The sequence below is a fragment of the Agromyces mediolanus genome, assembly GCF_044917495.1.
In the GTDB taxonomy this organism is placed as follows: Bacteria; Actinomycetota; Actinomycetes; order Actinomycetales; family Microbacteriaceae; genus Agromyces; species Agromyces mediolanus_B.
In genome coordinates this window covers 205918-226337 of record NZ_JAVSSI010000001.1, presented here as the reverse complement: position 1 = coordinate 226337, position 20420 = coordinate 205918, and the positions used below count along the sequence as shown (strand labels likewise).

The 20420-nt window shown below is 71.5% G+C and carries 17 protein-coding genes; 3 read left to right on the top strand and 14 right to left on the bottom strand.

Annotated features, from left to right (window positions below; all coding sequences use genetic code 11):
- Nucleotides 1–19 precede the first annotated feature (19 nt).
- The 3 genes from ROT00_RS01085 to ROT00_RS01075 are packed head-to-tail and all read right to left on the bottom strand — an operon-like array spanning nt 20 to nt 3146.
- The gene (locus ROT00_RS01085; RefSeq protein ID WP_404771684.1) at nt 20–883 is read right to left on the bottom strand and encodes an amidohydrolase family protein; all 864 of its coding nucleotides are present in this window, start codon (nt 881–883) and stop codon (nt 20–22) included.
- Nucleotides 880–1848: an aldo/keto reductase gene (locus ROT00_RS01080; protein WP_404771682.1), complete on the bottom strand. Its 969-nt coding sequence runs from the start codon at nt 1846–1848 to the stop codon at nt 880–882. The genes ROT00_RS01085 and ROT00_RS01080 overlap by 4 nt, the downstream gene beginning before the upstream one ends.
- Nucleotides 1845–3146, bottom strand: a complete 1302-nt coding sequence (locus tag ROT00_RS01075) for an L-fuconate dehydratase (RefSeq protein WP_404771680.1) — start codon at nt 3144–3146, stop codon at nt 1845–1847. The genes ROT00_RS01080 and ROT00_RS01075 overlap by 4 nt, the downstream gene beginning before the upstream one ends.
- Before the next feature lie 132 nt (nt 3147–3278).
- Between ROT00_RS01075 and ROT00_RS01070 the strand changes: the two genes are divergently transcribed.
- Genes ROT00_RS01070 through ROT00_RS01060 form a run of 3 tightly spaced genes read left to right on the top strand, consistent with a single transcriptional unit; the run spans nt 3279 to nt 5596 of the window.
- Entirely contained in the window at nt 3279–4133 is an 855-nt protein-coding gene (locus ROT00_RS01070; protein WP_404771678.1) for a fumarylacetoacetate hydrolase family protein, read from the top strand.
- Nucleotides 4130–4912 (top strand): SDR family NAD(P)-dependent oxidoreductase, encoded by a 783-nt coding sequence (locus tag ROT00_RS01065; RefSeq protein WP_404771676.1) that lies wholly within the window; start codon nt 4130–4132, stop codon nt 4910–4912. The genes ROT00_RS01070 and ROT00_RS01065 overlap by 4 nt, the downstream gene beginning before the upstream one ends.
- 9 nt (nt 4913–4921) lie before the next feature.
- Nucleotides 4922–5596 carry a FadR/GntR family transcriptional regulator gene (locus ROT00_RS01060; RefSeq protein ID WP_230762985.1) on the top strand — a complete coding sequence of 225 codons (675 nt, stop codon included), beginning with the start codon at nt 4922–4924 and terminating at the stop codon, nt 5594–5596.
- A 78-nt stretch (nt 5597–5674) separates the two neighbouring features.
- Here ROT00_RS01060 and ROT00_RS01055 read toward each other — a convergent pair whose 3' ends face one another.
- The 11 genes from ROT00_RS01055 to ROT00_RS01005 form a co-directional block, all read right to left on the bottom strand.
- Nucleotides 5675–7027, bottom strand: coding sequence for an alpha-L-fucosidase (locus ROT00_RS01055; protein ID WP_404771674.1), 1353 nt, complete (start codon nt 7025–7027; stop codon nt 5675–5677).
- A gap of 11 nt (nt 7028–7038) precedes the next feature.
- Entirely contained in the window at nt 7039–8010 is a 972-nt protein-coding gene (locus ROT00_RS01050) for an ROK family protein (protein ID WP_404771672.1), read from the bottom strand.
- A gap of 76 nt (nt 8011–8086) precedes the next feature.
- Entirely contained in the window at nt 8087–9016 is a 930-nt protein-coding gene (locus ROT00_RS01045) for a carbohydrate ABC transporter permease (protein WP_404771671.1), read from the bottom strand.
- Nucleotides 9006–9917: a carbohydrate ABC transporter permease gene (locus ROT00_RS01040; protein ID WP_404771669.1), complete on the bottom strand. Its 912-nt coding sequence runs from the start codon at nt 9915–9917 to the stop codon at nt 9006–9008. The genes ROT00_RS01045 and ROT00_RS01040 overlap by 11 nt, the downstream gene beginning before the upstream one ends.
- A gap of 20 nt (nt 9918–9937) precedes the next feature.
- On the bottom strand, nt 9938–11188 hold the full coding sequence (locus ROT00_RS01035) for an ABC transporter substrate-binding protein (protein WP_404771668.1): 1251 nt from the start codon (nt 11186–11188) through the stop codon (nt 9938–9940).
- Between the two features lie 156 nt (nt 11189–11344).
- On the bottom strand, nt 11345–12667 hold the full coding sequence (locus ROT00_RS01030) for an alpha-L-fucosidase (RefSeq protein WP_404771666.1): 1323 nt from the start codon (nt 12665–12667) through the stop codon (nt 11345–11347).
- A 200-nt stretch (nt 12668–12867) separates the two neighbouring features.
- Nucleotides 12868–13896, bottom strand: a complete 1029-nt coding sequence (gene ilvC, locus ROT00_RS01025) for a ketol-acid reductoisomerase (RefSeq protein WP_404771664.1) — start codon at nt 13894–13896, stop codon at nt 12868–12870.
- A 92-nt stretch (nt 13897–13988) separates the two neighbouring features.
- Nucleotides 13989–14498, bottom strand: coding sequence for an acetolactate synthase small subunit (gene ilvN, locus ROT00_RS01020; protein WP_189084689.1), 510 nt, complete (start codon nt 14496–14498; stop codon nt 13989–13991).
- Between the two features lie 2 nt (nt 14499–14500).
- Nucleotides 14501–16303 (bottom strand): acetolactate synthase large subunit, encoded by a 1803-nt coding sequence (locus ROT00_RS01015; protein WP_404771662.1) that lies wholly within the window; start codon nt 16301–16303, stop codon nt 14501–14503.
- 44 nt (nt 16304–16347) lie between these two features.
- Nucleotides 16348–18042 carry a dihydroxy-acid dehydratase gene (gene ilvD / locus ROT00_RS01010; protein ID WP_404771660.1) on the bottom strand — a complete coding sequence of 565 codons (1695 nt, stop codon included), beginning with the start codon at nt 18040–18042 and terminating at the stop codon, nt 16348–16350.
- Nucleotides 18043–18057: 15 nt separating this feature from the next.
- A complete protein-coding gene (locus tag ROT00_RS01005) occupies nt 18058–20298 on the bottom strand; it encodes a bifunctional alpha,alpha-trehalose-phosphate synthase (UDP-forming)/trehalose-phosphatase (RefSeq protein WP_404771658.1) in 2241 nt (746 codons plus the stop codon).
- Nucleotides 20299–20420 lie beyond the last annotated feature (122 nt).

Genomic DNA, 20420 nt, shown 5'->3' with positions numbered 1-20420 from the left:
GGGTTCCTCTCGTCGGCGCTCAGCGCGCGGGGCCCAGGGGGCGGATGTCGTGGAGCCCGTACACGCGGGCGGCGGTGCCGCCGAGCACCGCGGCCGCCTCCTCAGGGCTCAGCCGGTCGATCGCCGCGCGCATCACGGCCCAGGTCGGGGCGTAGCCGCCCTGCGGCACCGACATCGGCCAGTCGCCGCCGAACATGACGCGCTCGGCGCCGAAGAGCTCGAGCGCGAGTTCGAGGAGGCCGCTCGCGAGCGCGACGTCGAGCACCGTGCCCGGCAGGTGCAGGCCCGAGAACTTCGCGACCGTGTTCGGCAGCCGTGCGGCGCCGGCGAGGGCGGCGCGCCACTCGTCGAGGCCGGGCCGCCCGAGCGGCGGCTTGCCGAGATGGTCGATGACGACGGTGAGCTCCGGCGTCGCCTCGGCCGCCGCAGTCGCGCGCACGAGGTGCCGCGGCCAGGCGTCGGGCACGTCGAGGACGAGTCCGCGGCGGGCGAGTTCGGCGAGCGAGGCGCGCACCTCCGGCAGCGCGAAGAACTCGTCGCGGGGATCGTCGTGCACGAGATGGCGGACGCCGCGCAGTCGCTCGCGCCCGGCGAGCTCCCCGTCGAGGGCGGCGACGGCCGCCGCGGGGTGGTCGAGCGGCACCCAGCCGACGACGCCGGCGATCCACGGGTTCGCCTCGGCGGTGCGGAGCATCCAGCGGGTCTCGTCGAGCGAGTCCGCCGCCTGCACGAGGATCGCGGCATCGACGCCGGCGCCCCGCAGCTCCGCGGCGGCCTCGTCGGCGCGGAAGCTGCGGTGCAGCGCTCCGAGCGCGGGCGTGAGCCACGGGATCTCGACGGCGTCGAGGTCCCAGAGGTGCAGGTGGGCGTCGATGACGGTCACGGGATGAGTCCGGCCTCCCGCAGCTCGGTCCAGAGCCCGGCCGGGACGGGGGTCGCGAAGCGGGCGAGGTTCTCGCGCACCTCGTCGGCGCTCGCGGAGCCGACGACGACGGCCTGCACCGCCGGATGCTGCAGCGGGAAGTGCAGCGCGGCCACCGGGAGCCGGACGCCCGCCGCACGGCACGCCGCCGCGAGCCGCTGGGCGCGTTCGAGGATCGCCGCGGGCGGGGGCGCGTAGTCGTAGTGCGCGGCGTCCGAGGGCTCGTCGGTGGCGAGGAGGCCGGAGTTGTACGCCGCGGCGGCGACGACCGCGACGCCGCGCTCCGCGCACGCGGGCAGCAGCTCGGCGAGCGCCGGCTGTTCGAGGAGCGTGTAGCGGCCGGCGATCATGACGACGTCGAGCTCGCCCTCGCGCACCGCCCGGGTCGCGGCGGCGGCGTCGTTCGTGCCGATGCCGATCGCCTCGACGAGCCCCTCCTCGCGGAGCCGCTGCAGCGCGGGCAGCCCCTCGGCGAGTCCGCGGTCGAGGTCGTAGACGTCGGGATCGTGCAGGTAGGCGATGTCGATGCGGTCGAGGCCGAGGCGCTCGAGGGAGTCCTCGATGCTCCGGCGGACCCCTGCCTCACTCGGGTCGAAGCGGCGCACGGTGCGATCGGGCACGGCGAACTCGTTCGCCCGGTCGTCGCCGCCGGCGAAGTCGGGATTCGGGTCGAGCAGCCGGCCGACTTTCGTCGAGACGACGTACTCCGCCCGGGGCATCCGCTGCAGGAAGGCGCCGAGGCGCCGCTCCGAGAGGCCGAGCCCGTAGTGCGGGGCCGTGTCGAAGTACCGGATGCCCCCGGCCCACGCCGCTTCGAGCGCGGCCTCGGCCGCCTCGTCCGGGACCTCGCGGTAGAGGTTGCCGATCGAGGCGGAGCCGTAGCCGAGCCGGCCCATCCGGGCGGCGAGGGCGGGGGCGAGGCTCACGCGACGGCCTCGGCGTGGGCGCCCTGCCAGGTGTGCGCCTCGATCGAGGCCGGGAGCATCTCGGTGCCCGCGCCGGGCGCGGCGGGCGCGACGTAGCGCCCCCGCTCGATGACGACGGGAGTGACGAAGTGCTCGTGGAGGTGGTCGACGTACTCGATCATGCGCCCCTCCATCGTGCCCGACACCGCCACGAAGTCGAACATCGAGAGGTGCTGCACCGCCTCGCAGAGGCCCACGCCGCCCGCGTGCGGGCACACCGGCACCCCGAACTTCGCGGCGAGCAGGAGGTTCGCGATGTTCTCGTTGACGCCGCCGACCCGGGCGGCGTCGATCTGCATGACGTCCATCGCGCCGGCCTGGAGGAGCTGCTTGAAGACGATGCGGTTCTGCACGTGCTCGCCGGTCGCGACCCGCACGGGGGCGATCCCGCGGGCGATGGCGGCGTGCCCGAGCACGTCGTCGGGGCTCGTCGGCTCCTCGACCCAGGCCGGGTCGAACTCGGCGAGGGCGGAGACCCAGGCGATCGCGTCGGCGACGTCCCAGCGCTGGTTCGCGTCGATCGCGACGGGGAAGTCCGGGCCGACCGTGCGACGGGCGATCGCCATGCGGCGGCGGTCGTCCTCGAGGCTCGCGCCGACCTTCAGCTTGATCTGGGGGAAGCCGTCCGCGACGGCCTCGCGGCAGAGCCGCTCGAGCTTCTCGTCGGAGTAGCCGAGCCAGCCGGGGCTCGTGGTGTACGCGGGGTAGCCGAGCTCCTGGAGCGTCGCGATCCGCTCCTCGCGGCCGGGCTCCGCGGCGCGGAGGATCGCGAGCGCCTCGGCGGGCGTGAGCGCGTCGCTCAGGTAGCGGAAGTCGACGAGCGAGACGAGCTCCTCGGGCGAGAGCCGGGCGAGGTGGAGCCAGAGGGGTTCCCCGGCGCGCTTCGCGCGCAGGTCCCAGAGGGCGTTCACGACGGCGCCGATCGCCATGTGCATGACGCCCTTCTCGGGGCCGAGCCAGCGCAGCTGCGAGTCGCTCATGAGCAGCTGCGACGCCGCGCCCATGTCGTCGAGGAGCTCCTCGACGCCCCGCCCGACGAGGTGCTCGCGGAGCGTCTCGATCGCCGCGACCTGCACGTCGTTGCCGCGCCCGATCGTGAAGACGAAGGCGTGCCCCTCGAGCCCGTCCCCGGCATCCGTGCGGATCGCGAGGTACGCCGCCGAGTAGTCGGGGTCGGGGTTCATGGCGTCGGACCCGTCGAGCGTACGAGAGGTCGGGAAGCGGATGTCGCGGGTGACGACGTCGGCGATCGTGGTCATGGCGTCCTTTCTGGCGCTCTGAGCATAGACATCCGATGTTTGAGCCGTCAAGCGGAGCGAAATGTGCGAGAATGCCGGAATCCCCGCGATTCTCGATCGCGAGAGAGCTGACCTTCCGTCGAAAGGACCCTGATGAGATTCGCCCGCCTCGGAGCTCCGGGAGCCGAGATCCCCGTCGTCGTCGACGGGACGCGCCACCTCGACCTGCGGCCGCTCGCCGCCGACGTCGACGGCGCCTTCCTCGCCGCCGACGGCATCGAGCGCGCCCGGGCCGCGGTCACGGCCGGCGAACTCCCCGAGCTCGCCGGCGCGGACGCGCTCCGGGTCGGCGCGCCGATCGCCCGGCCGTCCGCCGTGTACTGCGTCGGCATGAACTACGCGGCGCACGCGGCCGAGTCCGGCTCGCTCCCGCCCGAGCACCTCGTGCTCTTCATGAAGGCGCCCAACACGGTCATCGGGCCCGACGACGCGGTGGCGATCCCCCGCGGCAGCACGAAGACCGACTGGGAGGTCGAGCTCGGCATCGTGATCGGTCGCCGCGCGTCCTACCTGGCCTCCCCCGCCGAGTCCCGCGCGCACATCGCCGGCTACGTGCTCGCGAACGACCTCTCCGAGCGCGACTGGCAGCTCGCCGTCTCCGGCGGGCAGTGGTCGAAGGGCAAGAGCGGTCCGGGCTTCTGCCCGACCGGCCCGTGGCTCGCGACCAACGACGAGATCGACGCCGACGATGTGCGCCTGCGCAGCTGGGTGAACGGCGAGCCGCGCCAGGACTCCCGCACCGCCGACCTGATCTTCGGCATCGACCGCATCGTCTTCGAGCTCAGCCAGTTCCTCGTGCTCGAGCCCGGCGACCTCATCCTCACCGGCACCCCGGAGGGCGTCGCGCTCTCCGGCCGCTTCCCCTACCTCGGCGTCGGCGACGTCGTCGAGCTCGAGATCGACGGCCTCGGCCGTCAGCGCCAGCAGTACGTGGAGGCCGCACGATGACCCTCGCACCCGGCTCATCCGCCGCCCCGCTCGAGGGGCTCGTCGCCGTCGTCACGGGCGGCGCGAGCGGTATCGGCGCCGCGATCGCCGAACGGCTCCGCGCCGACGGGGCCGCAGTCGCCGTCTTCGACCTCCGCCCCGAGGCCGCGGAGCACGCCGACCTCGCCGTCGCCGTCGACATCGGCGACGACGCGAGCGTCCGCGCCGGCATCGCCCGGGTGGCCGAGCACTTCGGCCGCATCGACCTGCTCGTGAACAACGCCGGCATCGGCGCGCAGGGCGACATCGCGGCCAACGACGACGAGGAGTGGCACCGGGTGCTCGACGTGAACGTCGTCGGCATCGCCCGCACGAGCCGCGCCGCCCTGCCGCACCTCCGCCGCTCCCCCGCCGCCGCGATCGTGAACACCTCGTCCATCGCCGCCACCGCCGGGCTCCCCCAGCGCGCGCTCTACAGCGCGAGCAAGGGCGCCGTGCTCTCGCTCACGCTCGCCATGGCCGCGGACCACCTCCGCGAAGGCATCCGCGTGAACGCCGTGAACCCCGGCACCGCCGACACCCCGTGGGTCGGCCGGCTGCTCGACTCGGCCGGCGACCCCGCCGCCGAGCGCGCCGCCCTGGAGGCGCGCCAGCCGCACGGCCGGCTCGTGTCGGCGGCCGAGGTCGCCGACGCCGTGGCGTACCTCGTGAGCCCGCGCGCGGGCTCCACGACGGGCGTCGCCCTCGCGGTCGACGGCGGCATGCAGGCCCTGCGGCTCCGACCCGCCGGCGCACGCTAACATCGCCCCATGGCCGTCACCGATGAAGCGATCCTCCGTATCAAGGAGATGATCACCGGGGGCCAGCTGGCCCCCGGCGACCGCCTCCCGCCCGAGAAGGAGCTCAGCGAACAGCTCGGCCTCTCCCGCTCCTCGCTGCGCGAGGCGGTCAAGGCGCTCGAGGTCATCCGGGTGCTCGACGTGCGGCGCGGCGACGGCACCTACGTCACGAGCCTCGAGCCCTCGCTGCTCCTCGAGGCGATGTCCTTCGTCGTCGACCTGCACGACGACCAGTCGGTGCTCGAGATCCTCGCGGTGCGCCGCATCCTCGAACCGGCCGCCTCGGCCCTCGCCGCGCGCAACGCCGACGCCGACGCGATCCAGGGGCTCCGCGAGGCCGTCGACGCCGTCGACCGGCAGGCGAACGTCGAGCAGCTCGTCGAGCACGATCTTCACTTCCACTCGGGCATCGCCCGCGCCGGCGGCAACGGCTACCTCGCGAGCCTCATCGACTCGCTGTCGAGCCACACCATCCGCGCGCGCATCTGGCGCGGCATCACGCAGGAGAACGCGGTCGACCGCACCCTGCACGAGCATCACGCGATCCTCGAGGCGATCGAGGCCGGCGACGCGGAGCTCGCCCAGGCGCTCACGACGGTGCACGTCTCCGGCGTGGAGCAGTGGCTCCGCTCCGCGGCGCTCTGACTCAGCCGTCGAGCTGCGCCCAGGCGCCGGCGCAGGGCCCCGCGCCGAGGGCGGCGGGGGCTCCTGCGCCACCGACGCTCAGGCCGGCACCGCGAGCACCGCGATCGGGGCGTCGCGCAGCGCCTCCGGCACCGCGACCCACGAGCGGCCGTCGCGCACGCTGAGTTCGACGGCGCCGCCGTCGCCCAGCCAGTGCGCGGCGCCCGCCGCGGCCTCGAGCTCGGCCGGCAGGGCGAACTCGCCCGACGCCGGGTCGAGCGCGTGCACGAAGGCGCCCTGCGCGCCGCTCGTGAACCGCAGCGGCGCTCCGTGCTCCGAGGCGGCGCGCAGCCAGGGCCGCGTGCCGTAGACGGCCTCGCCGTTCCGCCGCAGCCAGGCGCCCATCTCGGCCATCGCCGCGGCCTGCAGCTCGGGGATGGAGCCGTCGGCGCGCGGGCCGACGTTGATCAGCAGGTTGCCGTTCTTCGCCACCACGTCGACGAGGAGGCGCACGAGCGCCTCACCGGAGAGGGAGTGCTCCGGCCCCTCGGCCTGGTTGTAGCCGAACGAGAAGCCGAGTCCGCGGGTCGATTCCCACGGCGTCGGCAGCGCGTGCTCGACGTGGGTGTACTCGCGGGTGAGGAAGCCGTGGTACGGCACGCCCCAGCGGTCGTTCACGACGCCGTCGGGCACGCGGGCGAAGTAGCGCTCGAGGAGGGCCGCGACGCCGTACTCCTCGCGGCCCTTGCCGCCGTCGGGCCACTCGATGTCGTTCCAGAGCACATCGGGGCCGAAGCGCTCGACGAGCTCGTCGAGCTGCGCGGCGGCGTAGCGGGCGAAGCGCTCGTCGTTGCGGCGGTAGCGGAAGAGATCGGTGTCCGATTCGATCGGCGGGAAGTCGCTGACGTGCCAGTCGAGCGCACCCGAGTAGTAGACGCCGAAGCGGGCGCCCGCGGCGCGCGTCGCGTCATGGAACTCGGCGATGAGATCGCGCTTGGGCCCGCGCCGGGCCGAGTTGAACGGCGTGGTCGCCGTGTCCCAGAGGCAGAATCCCTCGTGGTGCTTCGTCGTCGGCACCACGTACCGGGCGCCGGCGTCGACGAGCGAGCCGACGAACGCGTTCGGGTCGAACGCCGAGGCGTCCCAGAGGTCCGCGAGGTCCTCGTAGCTCGTGCCGGTGCCGTACACGTCCTGGTGGCGCTGCCAGGTCGGGCTCCCCGCGATGCGCACGGTATTGCCGTACCACTCCGCGTACTGGTGGTGCGCGTACGCGTCCTCGGTGGGCACGCCGCCCGGACCGTGGGCGGTCCCCCAGGCCGGCACCGAGTAGAGCCCCCAGTGCACGAAGAAGCCGAGCTTGGCGTCGCGGTACCACTCCGGCACGGCGTTCGCCGGGTAGCTCGGCGCGAGCGCCCCGAGCTCGGGCCCGGTGCGGGTCTCGAAGTTCAGCATGGTCGATCCTCTCAGTGGGTGACGAGGGCGGACGGGGCCGGCGCGTCGGCGGGCGCCGTGCGCGGGGCGTCGGAGTAGGCGAGGGCGGCGGCGCCGAGCACGACGCCGTCGGCGCCGAGTTCGGCCGGCCGCACCTCGAGCGGGAAGCCCGAGACGGGCGAGTTGCCGTCGATGCCGGCGCGGATGGCGGGCTCGAGGAGATCCCAGGCGGCGCGCACGCCGCCGCCGACCACCACGAAGGAGAGGTCGAACATGCTCGCGGCGGAGGAGGCGGCGAGGCCCACCGCGCGCCCGGCCGCGTCGAAGACCGCGAGGGCGTCGGGCTCGCCGCGACGGGCTCGCTCGGCGATCTCGCTCCCTGCGACGACGGGCAGGGCGGCACCGGTGCGTTCGGCGTAGCGCGCCTCGATCGAACGGCCGGAGGCGAGGGTCTCGAGGTGGCCGACCCGGCCGCACGTGCAGACGAGTTCGCCGTACCCCGGCGTGTGCCCGATCTCCCCCGCGGCGCCGCGGTGCCCGGCGAACAGCCGCCCGTCGAGCGCGATGGCGCCGCCGACGCCGGTGCCGAGCATGATGCCGAGCACGTCGGCCTGGCCCTGGGCGGCGCCCCAGCGCAACTCGCCGACGAGGAAGGCGTTCACGTCGTTGTCGACCGCGACCGGCACACCGAGCCGCTCGGCGAGCGCCCCGCCGAGCGGGAAGCCCGCCCAGTCGGCGAACGTCGCGGACGCGGCGACGACGGTGCCCGTGCGCTGGTCGATGACGCCCGCGGCACCCACCCCGGCGAGTCCGACGGCGACGCCCGCCTCGGCCTCCAGCCGGCGCACGAGCGCGGCTGCGGCATCCGCCATCGCGACGCCGCCGGCCGCGGCCGGCGCGGGCACGTGGCCGAAGGCGAGCCGTCGGCCCTGCTCGTCGGTGACGACGGCCGAGATCTTGGTGCCGCCGATGTCGATGCCGGCGGCGAGCGGAGTGCGAGGCATGGGGTGTCCCGTCTGCGTTCGGAGGGTCGGGTCGGTCGGCGGAGGCGGTGCGGAGGCTGAGGGCCGGGACGGCGGCTCAGCGGCCGCCGAGCCCCGCCATCGCGATGCCCTTGACCAGGTGCTTCTGCAGGGCGATGACGAGCACGGTGGTCGGGATCATCGAGATGATCGCGGCGGCCATCTGCAGGTCCCAGCGCGTGCCCTGGAGGCCCGAGAAGGAGGCGAGGCCGATCGGCAGCGTGCCGTGCGACGCGTAGTCGACGGTGACGATGAGCGGCCAGAGGTAGCTGTTCCAGAAGGAGAGGAACGTGAAGACCGCGAGCACGGCGACCGCGGACTTCGCGAGCGGCAGGATGATCTGCAGGAAGGAGCGGATCGGCCCCGCGCCGTCGACGCGCGCCGCCTCCTCCAGCTCGAACGGGATGCCGCGGAAGAACTGGCGCATGAGGAAGGTGCCGAACGCGGTGAACGCGAACGGGAAGATGAGCGCCTGGTAGGTGTCGACCCAGCCGAACCACTGCATGACCTGGAACATCGGGATGACGAGCACCTCCTGCGGCACCATGAGCGTGCCGAGGAAGAGCACGAACACGAGGTCGCGGCCCTTCCAGCGCAGACGGCCGAAGGCGTAGCCCGCCATCGTCGAGACGGCGAGCACGACGAGGGTGCCGGCGATCGCGACGAAGAAGGAGTTGCCGATGTAGGTGAGGAACGGGCCGTAGGCGAAGACGTCCGCGAAGTTCGACCAGCGCAGCTCCGAGCCGACGAGGCTCGGCGGCATCGAGAACATCTCGGAGTTCGGCTTCAGCGCCGAGAAGAAGGCGTACACGAGCGGCGCGACGAAGACGAGCGCGGCGAGGTACACGCCGATGTGGGCGAAGACGAGGCGGATGCGCCCGCCGGTCGTGAGCGGGGCGCGGCCGCGGCGCTCGGCCGGCTCGACGGGAGCGGCGTCGTGCTCCGCGTCGGCGATCGCGGTCACCGGGGAGATCAGCTCAGTGCTCATAGTGCACCCACTTCTTCTGCGCGCGGAACTGCAGCGCGGTCAGGACGATGATGATGGCGAAGAGGATCCACGCGGCGGCCGCGGCGAGCCCGAGCTCCTGGAACTTGAAGCCCTGGTTGTAGATGAACTGCACGAGCGGCTGGGTGGCGTTGCCCGGGCCGCCGCCGGTGAGCAGCTGCGGCTGCGCGAAGACCTGCAGCGAGGTGATCATCGTCATGATGCTCGCGAAGAAGATCGACGGCGAGATCATCGGGAGCATCACGCTCCAGATCATCCGGAGGCCCTTCGCGCCGTCGATCCGCGCCGCCTCGACGACCGACTCGGGCAGCTGCTCGAGCGCCGCCGAGAAGATCAGCATGTTGTAGCCGAGACCCTGCCAGACGCTCATGACGACGACCATGATCATCGCCCACTGCGGGTCGGCGAGGAAGTTCGGCAGCTCCACGCCGAACCAGGTCTGCGACAGCCCGTTCACGAGGCCCTGCGGCTGCAGCAGCATCTTCCAGACGAGCACGTTCGCGACCATCGGCGTCACGACGGGGATGAAGAACAGCACCCGGAGCGCGCCCCGGCCGCGGATGCGCGAGCTCAGCGAGAGCGCCAGCACGAGCGAGAGGATGACGCTGAGCGGCACGTAGAGCAGCGCGAAGACGAAGGTGTTGCGGAGCGCGGGCCAGAAGTCCGGGCTCTGCGTGAACAGGCGGACGTAGTTGTCGACCCCCACGAACTCCTTGTCACCGAACGTGGGCCAGTTGAAGAAGCCCATGACGATGGACAGGACGACGGGAACGATCGTGAACAGGGCGAGGCCCGCCAGGGCCGGGCTGACGAAGCCCAGCGCCTGACGGGACTCGGTCCTGGCGAGCGTCCCCCTGCGAGGCGTGTACGTGGTGGTCGACATCTCGTGCGGGGTCCCTGTGGTTACTTGCCGAACTGCTGCTGCGCGCTCTCGAGCACGTTCTTCATGGTCTCCTGACCGTTGTAGACGCTCACGAGCTGCGGCTGGACGTAGGTGCCGACCTTCGACCAGTTGTCGCTGACGTACTGGCCCTGGACCTGCTCGAAGGCCTTGGTGAAGACCTCCTCGACCTGCGGGCGGAACTTCTCGTCGATCGACTCGAAGTAGAGCGGCTGCGACGCGGTGCGCGCCGGGTAGCTGCGTCCGGAGGAGGCGATGTAGTCCTGCGCCTCGGGGCTCAGCATGGAACCGAGCACCTTGAGGGCGGCGTCCTTGTTCTCGCAGCTCTTCGCGATGCCGAAGCCCGAACCGAGGATGAGGCCGAGCGAGCCGTTCTCACCGGCGGGCAGGGTCGTCATGCCCGCGGTGAAGCCGGCGTCGTTGTTCAGGTAGCTGACCGCGTTCCAGGTGCCGTCGACCGCCATGGCGGCATTCTGGCCGGTGTACTGGTTCTCGCCCCAGCCGGTGTCCGAGGCGCTCGCGACCGGAGCCGCGACTTTCTCCTCGGTGACGAGGCCGGCGTACCAGCTCGCCGCGTCGACGAAGGCGGGGTCGGTGAGGGCGAGGGTGCCGTCCTGCTCGACGGGCTGCTGGCCGGCCTTCGCGATCGGCAGCGCCTGCCACTGGAAGTCGCCCATGCCGACGGCGAAGCCGTACTTGCCGTCCTTCGTGGCGCCCTTGGCTGTGGCCTCGAAGTCGTCGAAGCTCCAGCCTGCCTCGGGGTGCGCGACGCCCGCGGCGTCGAGCAGATCGGCGTTGTAGTAGACGAGCATCGTCGCGATGTCGAAGGGGACGCCGTACATGGTGCCCTTGTTGCTGAGGATCTCGTCGGCACCGGCCGAGAAGTCGGCGAGGTCGATGCCGGCGGCCTTCAGGTCGGCGTCGCTCAGCTCGAGGAAGCCGTCGGTGTAGCTCGAGAGCATGCCCGAGTTCATGCCGGTGACGCAGGCCATGTTGCCCGAGGCCATGTTCGTGGTGAGCTTCGTGAAGAAGTCGCCCCACGGCGCGGTGCGCAGCTCGATCTTGAGGTCGGGGTTCTGCTTGCGGGCGATGTCGAGCTGGGCGTTCAGCGCGTCCGTGTCGGACTGGCTGCCGGCCCACATGTCGATGACGACGGTGTCGGACGACGCGTCGCCCCCGCCGGTGCTGCAGCCCGTCATGACGAGGGCCGCGGCGGCGGCGGCCGCGACCGCGCCGACGTGGATCTTCTTCATTGAATGTCGCCTCCTAGGCAATGGACGTTATTCATCCGGTGTTTCCTCGGGTGAAGTCCGAGAACTCCGGTGGTGCGAGCACAATCATGTCACTCGAATCGGCGATTTGCCAACTTTCATCCGATGTTTAGCTCGGGAAACATCGGATGCCTGGCATCACCCCGTGTGCGACCCCGCCGCGGAGGCCGACGACGGGACCGACACCGGTGCCGGCTCCGAGCCCTCGAGCACGAGCTCGATCACCGGGATCGCGACCTCCGGCCGGCGCACCGGCAGCGAGAGCGTCAGCGTGCCGTCGGCCTGCCCCGCCGGCTGCGTGAGGAGCGCCTCCTGGCGCGGGTCCGTGACGCTCCGCCGCAGCCAGGAGCCGTCGTGGAGCAGCCGCGCGTGCCGCACCCGCCCGGCGAGCCCCGGCAGGTGCACGAAGCCGAGCGGCCAGGTGAACAGGTGCAGGTAGAGCCGGTCGCCGCGGCGCGTGTACACGCCCTCGCGGGGCGGCACGAGGCCGGCGTGCCCGGCGCCGACGACCGCACGGTCGTGCAGGGCCATCCACTCGCCGATCCCGTCGAGGATCTCGCGGTCGCGCGGCGGGATCGCGCCCCGGCCGTCCGGTCCGATGTTCAGCAGCATGTTGCCGTCCATCGAGACCGAGTCGACGAGCATGCGCAGCAGCAGCGGCGTGCTCTTGTAGTCGTCGTTGTCGCGGTGATAGCCCCACGAGCCGTTCGTCGTCTGGCAGGCCTCCCAGCGCACCGGCTCGCCGTCGCGCAGGATCGGACTCGTCGGCTGGTACTGCTCCGGCGTGACGAAGTCGCCCGGGATGCCGAGCCGGTCGTTCACGAGCATGCCGGGCTGCAGTTCGCGGCAGCGGGCGAGGAGCCCCGCGGCATCCCAGTCCTCCGCCGACTTGCCCGCCCAGCCCTGCTTCGTCTCCGGGTAGGTGAAGTCGAAGAAGAGGGAGTCGATCGGCCCGTAGCCGGTGAGGAGCTCCTCCACCTGGCCGTGCAGGAACGCCCGGTACCGGGCCATGTCGCGGCCCTCGTTCAGCGCGGCGCCCGCGGGGTCGTCGCGGAGCGGATGATTCCAGTCGACCGTGAAGTCCGGATGGTGCCAGTCGATCAGCGAGTGGTAGAGCCCGACCCGGAGCCCCTCCTCGCGGAGCGCGTCGACCGTCTCGCGCACGAGATCGCGCCCGCAGCTGCGCACGGAGGTGAAGTCGCTGAGCTTCGAGTCCCAGAGCGCGAAGCCGTCGTGGTGCTTCGTCGTGAGCACGACGTAGCCCGCGCCCGCCGCCTTCGCCGTGCGCGCGAGCTCGCGCGCGTCGAAGCGGTCGGGATCGAAGAACTCGACGTACTCCCGGTACTCCTCGTCGCTCAGCCGTTCGTAGTGCTGCACCCACTCGTGCCGCGCTGCGACGCTGTAGGCGCCGAAGTGCACGAAGAGGCCGAAGCGGGCCTCGGTGAACCAATCCGGGGTCATCTCGTCCTTCCGATCCGCGATCGCCGTCCATCCTGTCACGGAACATCCGATGTTTCGAGATGGAGCCGATCCACCGGTTCCGCCGCTCCCCCGCTCGTGCCGTCGCGACGTCCCCGGAACGCGGAACGGCCCGCCCCGGAGAACCGGGACGGGCCGTTCGTGGTCGCGGGAGCTGCGCTCCCCCGAGGCTCAGCGCACGATCAGCGCGCGACCTCGCCGTCGACGTAGTCGTCGTCGTCCGAGGAGTTCCAGGCGAAGAGCTTGCGGAGCTCGCGGCCCGTGGTCTCGATCGGGTGCTGCTCGCCCTTGGCGCGGAGCTCGAGGAACTCCTTCTGCCCGTTGTCCTGGTCGGCGATGAAGCGCTCCGCGAAGGCACCGTTCTGGATGTCGCCGAGGACCTCCTTCATGCGCTCCTTGACCGAGGGGTCGATGACGCGCGGGCCCGAGACGTAGTCGCCGTACTCGGCCGTGTCGGAGACCGACCAGCGCTGCTTGGCGATGCCGCCCTCCCACATGAGGTCAACGATGAGCTTCAGCTCGTGGAGCACCTCGAAGTAGGCGATCTCCGGCTGGTAGCCAGCCTCGACGAGGGTCTCGAAGCCGTACTGCACGAGCTGCGAGGTGCCGCCGCAGAGCACGGCCTGCTCGCCGAACAGGTCGGTCTCGGTCTCCTCGGTGAAGGTCGTCTTGATGACGCCGGCGCGGGTGCCGCCGATCGCCTTCGCGTACGACTTCGCGAGCTCCCAGGCGGTGCCGGTCGCGTCCTGCTCGACGGCGATGATGTCCGGGATGCCACGGCCCGCGACGAACTCGCGGCGCACGGTGTGACCCGGCGCCTTCGGGGCGACGAGGATGACGTCGACGCCCTCGGGCGCCTGGATGTAGCCGAAGCGGATGTTGAAGCCGTGGCCGAAGACGAGCGCGTCGCCCGCCTTCAGGTTGTCCTTCACCGACTCGGCGTAGATGTGGCGCTGGTACTGGTCCGGCGCGAGGATGACGATGACGTCGGCCCACGCGGCGGCGTCGGCGACGTTCTTCACCTCGAAGCCCGCCTCCTGGGCCTTGGCGATCGACTTCGAGCCGTCCTTCAGGCCGATGACGACCTCGACGCCCGAGTCGCGGAGGTTCTGCGCGTGCGCGTGCCCCTGCGAGCCGTAGCCGATGACGGCGACCTTCTTGCCCTGGACGATCGAGAGATCGGCGTCCTGGTCGTAGTACATCTCAGCCATTGCTGTTCCTTTTCCTTTGATCTGGTCCCCTGAACCTGTCGAAGGGACCACGGGGTCGGCGCTCCCCTCGACGAGCTCGGGGAGCAGAGTGCTTAGTTCTTGAAGACGCGCTCGGTGATGGACTTGCCGCCGCGGCCGATCGCGAGGAGGCCGGACTGGGCGATCTCCTTGATGCCGTAGGGCTCGAGCACCTTGAGCAGCGCCTGGGTCTTGCCCGAGTCGCCGGTGACCTCGATCACGAGCGCGTCGGTCGACACGTCGACCACGCGGGCGCGGAAGAGGTTCACCGCCTCGAGCACCTGCGAACGCGTCGTGTTGTCGACGCGCACCTTGATCAGCAGGTGCTCGCGCTGCACCGACTGCGCGGGGTCGAGCTCGACGATCTTGATCACGTTGATCAGCTTGTTCAGCTGCTTCGTGACCTGCTCGAGCGGCAGCTCCTCGACGTCCACCACGACGGTGATGCGGGAGAGGCCGTCGATCTCGGAGTGACCGACCGCGAGCGACTCGATGTTGAAGCCGCGACGGGCGAACAGGCCCGCCACGCGGGTCAGCAGGCCCGGCTTGTCCTCGACGAGGAGGGAGAGCACGTGGGTCGACATGGTCAGTCCTCCTCGCTGAAGGCCGGCGAGTGGTCGCGGGCGTACTGGATGTAGCTGTTCGAGACGCCCTGCGGGACCATCGGCCACACCATGGCGTCGGCGGAGACGACGAAGTCGATCACGACCGGCCGGTCGTTCGTCTCGAGCGCGAGCTTGATCGCGTCGTCGACCTCCTCCTCCTTCGTGACGCGGATGCCGAGCGCCCCGTAGGCCTCGGCGAGCTTCACGAAGTCCGGCACCCGCACGGAGTCGTGCCCCGTGTTCAGGTCGGTGTTCGAGTAGCGCCCGTCGTAGAACAGGGTCTGCCACTGGCGGACCATGCCGAGCGAGGAGTTGTTAATGATCGCGACCTTGATCGGGATGTCGTTCAGGGTGCAGGTTGCGAGCTCCTGATTCGTCATCTGGAAGCAGCCGTCGCCGTCGATCGCCCACACGTGGCGGTCGGGCTGGGCGACCTTCGCCCCCATCGCGGCGGGAACGGCGTAGCCCATCGTGCCCGCGCCGCCCGAGTTCAGCCAGGCGTTCGGACGCTCGTACTTGATGAACTGCGCCGCCCACATCTGGTGCTGGCCGACGCCGGCGGCGTAGACCGCCTCGGGGCCGGTGAGCTCGCCGATGCGCTGGATCACGTACTGCGGGGAGAGCAGGCCGTCGGAGGTCGGCGCGTAGCCGAGGGGGTACTCGTTGCGGAGCCCCTCGAGCGTGGCCTGCCACTCGCTCGTGTCTGCGGTGCCGTGCGCGGCGACGTCGCGGTAGGCCGCGAGCAGGTCGACGAGCACGTCCTTCAGGTCGCCCACGATCGGCACGTCGGCGGTGCGGATCTTCGAGATCTCGGCCGGGTCGATGTCGACGTGCACGACCTTCGCGTTCGGCGCGAAGAGCGCGGCCTTGCCGGTCACCCGGTCGTCGAACCGCGCACCGAGTGAGACGACGAGGTCGGACTCCTGCAGCGCGAGCACCGCGGGGACGGTGCCGTGCATGCCCGGCATGCCGAGGTGCTGCGGGTGCGAGTCGGGGAACGCGCCGCGCGCCATCAGCGTGGTCACCACGGGCGTCTTCGTCGCCTCGGCGAGCTCCAGGAGCTCGGCGGAGGCGCCGGAGCGGATGACCCCGCCACCGACGTAGAGCACCGGGCGCTCGGCCTCGGCGATGAGCTGCGCCGCCGCGAGGACCTGCTTGCCGTGCGCCTTCGTGATCGGGCGGTAGCCGGGCAGGTCGACCTTCGGCGGCCAGCGGAACGCGAAGGTGTTCTGCTGGGCGTCCTTCGTGATGTCGACGAGCACCGGGCCGGGGCGGCCCGTGGTGGCGATGTGGTACGCCGCCGCGATCGTCGCCGGGATCTCCTCGGCGCGCTTCACCAGGAAGGAGTGCTTCGTGATCGGCATGGTGATGCCGACGATGTCGGCCTCCTGGAAGGCGTCGGTCCCCATCAGGTTGGAGAAGACCTGGCCGGTGATCGCGAGAAGCGGCACCGAGTCCATGTGGGCGTCGGCGATGGCCGTGACGAGGTTCGTCGCGCCGGGGCCGGACGTCGCGATGGCGACGCCGAGCTTGCCCGACGACGACGCGTAGCCCTGGGCGGCGTGGCCGGCGCCCTGCTCGTGCCGGACGAGGATGTGCCGGAGCTTCCGGCTCTCGAACAGCGGGTCGTAGACGGGGAGGATGGCGCCGCCGGGGAGACCGAAGACATCGGTGATGCCGAGGTTCTCGAGGGAGCGGACGACCGCCTCTGCGCCCGTGATCGTCTCGGTTGCGCCCGGCTGGGCTGGGGCAGGCGACGGCACGGGGTGGGATTCCGTGGGCATGCGGTTCCTATCTGGGTGAACGGGTGTGCGAATGAGCGCAGCACTCAGCCAGTGGTCGCGCCTTCGGCAGCGGAGCGCACGAGCTTGGAGTACTTCGCGAGAACGCCTCGGGTGTAGCGCGGAGGAAGCGGCGCCCAGCCTTCACGGCGGGCGGCCAGCTCGGCCTCGTCGACCAGTAGGTCGATGGACCGGGCCGCGATATCGACCCGAATCAGATCACCATCGCGCACCAAGGCAATCGGACCTGCGTCGACTGCTTCGGGTGCCAGATGGCCGATGCACAGGCCGGTTGTGCCGCCTGAGAATCGACCGTCCGTCAAGAGTAGTACATCTTTGCCGAGCCCGGCGCCCTTGATGGCTGCGGTGATGGCGAGCATCTCGCGCATGCCGGGGCCGCCCTTGGGGCCCTCGTAGCGGATGACGACGACGTCGCCGTGCTTGATCTCGCCGTTGGTGAGGGCGTCCATCGCGCCGCGCTCGCGCTCGAACACGCGCGCGGGGCCCTCGAAGACGGCCGCGTCGAAGCCCGCCGTCTTCACGACGGCGCCCTCGGGGGCGAGCGTGCCGTGCAGGATCGTGAGGCCGCCGGTCTCGTGGATCGGGTCGTCGAGGGTGTGCAGCACCTCGCCGTCGAGCGGCGGGAGGTCCATCTCGGCAAGGTTCTCGGCCATGGTCTTGCCGGTGACGGTGAGCACGTCGCCGTGCAGGAGGCCGGCCTCGAGCAGCGCCTTCATCAGCACCGGGACGCCACCACGACGGTCGACGTCGTTCATGACGTACTTGCCGAACGGCTTCAGGTCGCCGATGTGCGGCACCTTCGAGCCGATGCGGTTGAAGTCCTCGAGCGTGAGGTCGACCTCGGCCTCGCGGGCGATCGCGAGGAGGTGCAGCACGATGTTCGTCGAGCCGCCGAGGGCCATGCCGACGGCGATCGCGTTCTCGAACGCCTTCTTGGTGAGGATCTGGCGCGCGGTGATGCCGTGCTTCAGCAAGTTCACGACCGCCTCGCCCGAACGGTGCGCGTAGTAGTCGCGGCGGCGGTCGGCGGAGGCCGGCGACGCCGACCCCGGCAGCGACAGGCCGAGCGCCTCGGCGACCGAGGCCATGGTGTTCGCGGTGTACATGCCGCCGCAAGCGCCCTCGCCCGGGGCGAAGGCGCACTCGATGCGCTTCGCGTCGGCCGCGCTCATCGTGCCCGCCTTGACGGCGCCGACGGCCTCGAACGAGTCGATGATCGTGATGTCCTTCTCGGTGCCGTCGGACAGGCGCACCCAGCCCGGGGCGATCGATCCGGCGTAGAGGAAGACCGAGGAGAGGTCGAGCCGCGCGGCCGCCATCAGCATGCCGGGGATCGACTTGTCGCAGCCGGCGAGCAGGACGGAGCCGTCGAGGCGCTCGGCCTCCATGACGACCTCGACCGAGTCGGCGATGACCTCGCGGGAGACGAGCGAGAAGTGCATGCCCTCGTGGCCCATGGAGATGCCGTCGGAGACCGAGACGGTGCCGAACTGCAGCGGGTATCCCCCGCCCGAGTGCACGCCCTCCTTCGCGGCCTGCGCGAGGCGGCTCAGCGAGAGGTTGCAGGGGGTGATCTCGTTCCAGGAGCTCGCGATGCCGATCTGGGGCTTGTCCCAGTCGGCATCTCCCATGCCCACGGCCCGGAGCATGCCCCGGCTGGTCATGGCTTCGATGCCGTCGGTGACGGTGCGGCTACGCGGTTTGGGATCGAACTCCGACATGCATCGAGTCTATGGCTAGCGCGAGGTGTGTTCGCGCGCCGCCTCCCGTGCCTCGGCGAGCGCCTCCAGGAGCAGCGCGACGTCCTCCGGACCGCGCACGCGGTAGCCGGCGAGCGACTTGCCCTGCCCCACCTTCACGCCGACGTCGTCGACGTCGAGCGCGGCGAACGCGTCCTCGTCGGTGACGTCGTCGCCGACGTAGAGCACGGCCGTCGAGCCGAGGTACTGGCGCACCCGGGTGAGCGACTCCCCCTTGTCGCTCGAGCGCACCGCGAACTCGATCACGGACTTGCCGGTGCGCACCGTGACGCCGGGCAGCTCGTCCTCGATGCGCTCGCGCGCGGCGTGCTGGAGGGCGGCGCCGACGGCGACGGGCAGCTGCCTCGTGTGCAGCGCGAGGCCCGCGGGCTTGTGCTCGACCCAGGCGCCGTCGGCCTCGGACGCGGCATCCTCGAGCAGTTCCGTCATCCGCGCGAGCCGCGCGTGCTCGACGTCGCGGAGCTCGATCGTGACCCCGCCGTCGTCGAGCTGCAGCTCGACGCCGTGCGAGCCGCTGAGGAGCACGCCCTCCGGCGGGTCGGCGACCTCGCGGAGGCTCTCGAGCGCGCGGCCCGACACGATGGCCACACGGGTGTCGTCGCTCGCGATGAGCCGCTCGACCGCCGCGCGCGCCCGGGCCGTGGCCCGTGCGTCCTCCGGCCGGTCGACGAGCGGCGCGAGCGTGCCGTCGAAGTCGAGGGCGACGAGCAGCCGCTCGGTCGTCGCGAGCCGGCCGACCGCCGCGCTCAGGGTGTCGGCGATGCCGGCCGGGATCTTGCCCGCGCCGGTCAGGGCCTCGAGGAAGGCGGAGGACCAGTTGGCCACGTCGTTCGACTGCACGCGCCGCCGGAGCGCCCGCATCCGCCGGCTCCGCTCCGCCTTCGGCATCTCGACGGCCGCGATCATCGCGTCCTTCAGCCCCTCGATGTCGTGCGGGTTCACGAGCACCGCCTGGCGCAGCTCGTCGGACGCGCCGGTGAACTCGCTGAGCAGGAGCACGCCGTCCTCGTCGAAACGGCAGGCGACGTACTCCTTCGCGACGAGGTTCATCCCGTCGCGGAGGGCGGTCACGAGCATGACGTCGGCCGCGAGGTAGAGGGCGACCATCTCCTCCCGCGGATAGCCGTGGTGGAGGTAGGAGATCGCCGGGTGCCCGAGCTCGCCGTGGTCGCCGTTCAGTCGGCCGACCATGAGCTCGATCTCGTCGCGCAGCTGCCGGTACGTCTCGACCCGTTCGCGCGAGGGGCTCGCGACCTGCACGAGCGTCGCGTCCTCGACCGAGAGCCGGCCGTCGCGGAGCAGCTCGCCGAAGGCCTTCATCCGGTGCCGGATGCCCTTCGTGTAGTCGAGCCGGTCGACGCCGAGCATGATCGTCTCGGGGTCGCCGAGGTTGTGCCGGATCTCGGCGGCGCGCGCCTGCACCTCGGGGCGGCGGGCGATCTCCTCGAAGCCTGCGGCGTCGATCGAGATCGGGAAGTGGCGGGCGACGACGCGTCGGAGCTCCCCGCCCTCCTCCGGGACCTCGATGATCGAGCCCCGGGTCGCGTAGCCGAAGAGCCGCCGCACCGCACGGGAGAAGTTGCCGGCATCCGCCGCCCGCTGGAAGCCGACGACGTCGGCGCCGAGGAGGCCCTCGATGACCTGGCGGCGCCAGGGCAGCTGCGAGTAGATGCCGTATGCGGGGAACGGAATGTGGTTGAAGAAGCCGATCACGAGGTCGGGACGCGCCTCGCGGAGCATCTTCGGCACGAGCTGCAGCTGGTAGTCGTGCACCCAGACGACGGCGCCCTCGGCGGCGGCCTCGATCGCGGCGTCGGCGAAGCGGCGGTTGACGCGGACGTAGGCGTCCCACCACTCGCGGTGGAACGACGGCGGGGCGATGACGTCGTGGTAGAGCGGCCAGAGGGTGTCGTTCGAGAAGCCCTCGTAGTAGTCCTCGAGCTCGTCGGCCGTGAGCGGCACCGGGATGATCTCGATGCCGTCGTGCGCGAACGGCTCGAACTCGCGGTCGGCGACGCCGGCCCAGCCGATCCACGCGCCGTCCTCCGCGCGCATCACCGGCTCGAGTGCCGTGACGAGGCCGCCCGGGGAGCTCCGCCAGCCGGGCGCGCCGTCGGCGGACTCGACGTAGTCGACCGGCAAGCGGTTCGACACGACGATCATCTCGTAGGCGGCGCGGGGACCGCGGGTGGTCGGGGGCGTCTGGGCGTCCGGCATGGTGATCGAGATCCCTCCTCGGGCTCCTGCTCAGGCTAACAGCCGCCCGCCGTCGGCCAGGGGGCTTGCGCTCGGCCGACTCGGCCCCTGGCGGCATGGCCCCCTGAGCCTGTCGAAGGGTG

What these genes read in the sequence shown, in the direction of transcription:
- ROT00_RS01075 (WP_404771680.1), bottom strand. Translation starts at nt 3,146, where the DNA reads ATGACCACGATCGCCGACGTCGTCACCCGCGACATCCGCTTCCCGACC.
- ROT00_RS01070 (WP_404771678.1), top strand. Translation starts at nt 3,279, where the DNA reads ATGAGATTCGCCCGCCTCGGAGCTCCGGGAGCCGAGATCCCCGTCGTC.
- ROT00_RS01065 (WP_404771676.1), top strand. Translation starts at nt 4,130, where the DNA reads ATGACCCTCGCACCCGGCTCATCCGCCGCCCCGCTCGAGGGGCTCGTC.
- ROT00_RS01060 (WP_230762985.1), top strand. Translation starts at nt 4,922, where the DNA reads ATGGCCGTCACCGATGAAGCGATCCTCCGTATCAAGGAGATGATCACC.
- ROT00_RS01055 (WP_404771674.1), bottom strand. Translation starts at nt 7,027, where the DNA reads ATGCTGAACTTCGAGACCCGCACCGGGCCCGAGCTCGGGGCGCTCGCG.
- ROT00_RS01050 (WP_404771672.1), bottom strand. Translation starts at nt 8,010, where the DNA reads ATGCCTCGCACTCCGCTCGCCGCCGGCATCGACATCGGCGGCACCAAG.
- ROT00_RS01045 (WP_404771671.1), bottom strand. Translation starts at nt 9,016, where the DNA reads ATGAGCACTGAGCTGATCTCCCCGGTGACCGCGATCGCCGACGCGGAG.
- ROT00_RS01040 (WP_404771669.1), bottom strand. Translation starts at nt 9,917, where the DNA reads ATGTCGACCACCACGTACACGCCTCGCAGGGGGACGCTCGCCAGGACC.
- ROT00_RS01035 (WP_404771668.1), bottom strand. Translation starts at nt 11,188, where the DNA reads ATGAAGAAGATCCACGTCGGCGCGGTCGCGGCCGCCGCCGCCGCGGCC.
- ROT00_RS01030 (WP_404771666.1), bottom strand. Translation starts at nt 12,667, where the DNA reads ATGACCCCGGATTGGTTCACCGAGGCCCGCTTCGGCCTCTTCGTGCAC.
- ilvC (WP_404771664.1), bottom strand. Translation starts at nt 13,896, where the DNA reads ATGGCTGAGATGTACTACGACCAGGACGCCGATCTCTCGATCGTCCAG.
- ilvN (WP_189084689.1), bottom strand. Translation starts at nt 14,498, where the DNA reads ATGTCGACCCACGTGCTCTCCCTCCTCGTCGAGGACAAGCCGGGCCTG.
- ROT00_RS01015 (WP_404771662.1), bottom strand. Translation starts at nt 16,303, where the DNA reads ATGCCCACGGAATCCCACCCCGTGCCGTCGCCTGCCCCAGCCCAGCCG.
- ilvD (WP_404771660.1), bottom strand. Translation starts at nt 18,042, where the DNA reads ATGTCGGAGTTCGATCCCAAACCGCGTAGCCGCACCGTCACCGACGGC.
- ROT00_RS01005 (WP_404771658.1), bottom strand. Translation starts at nt 20,298, where the DNA reads ATGCCGGACGCCCAGACGCCCCCGACCACCCGCGGTCCCCGCGCCGCC.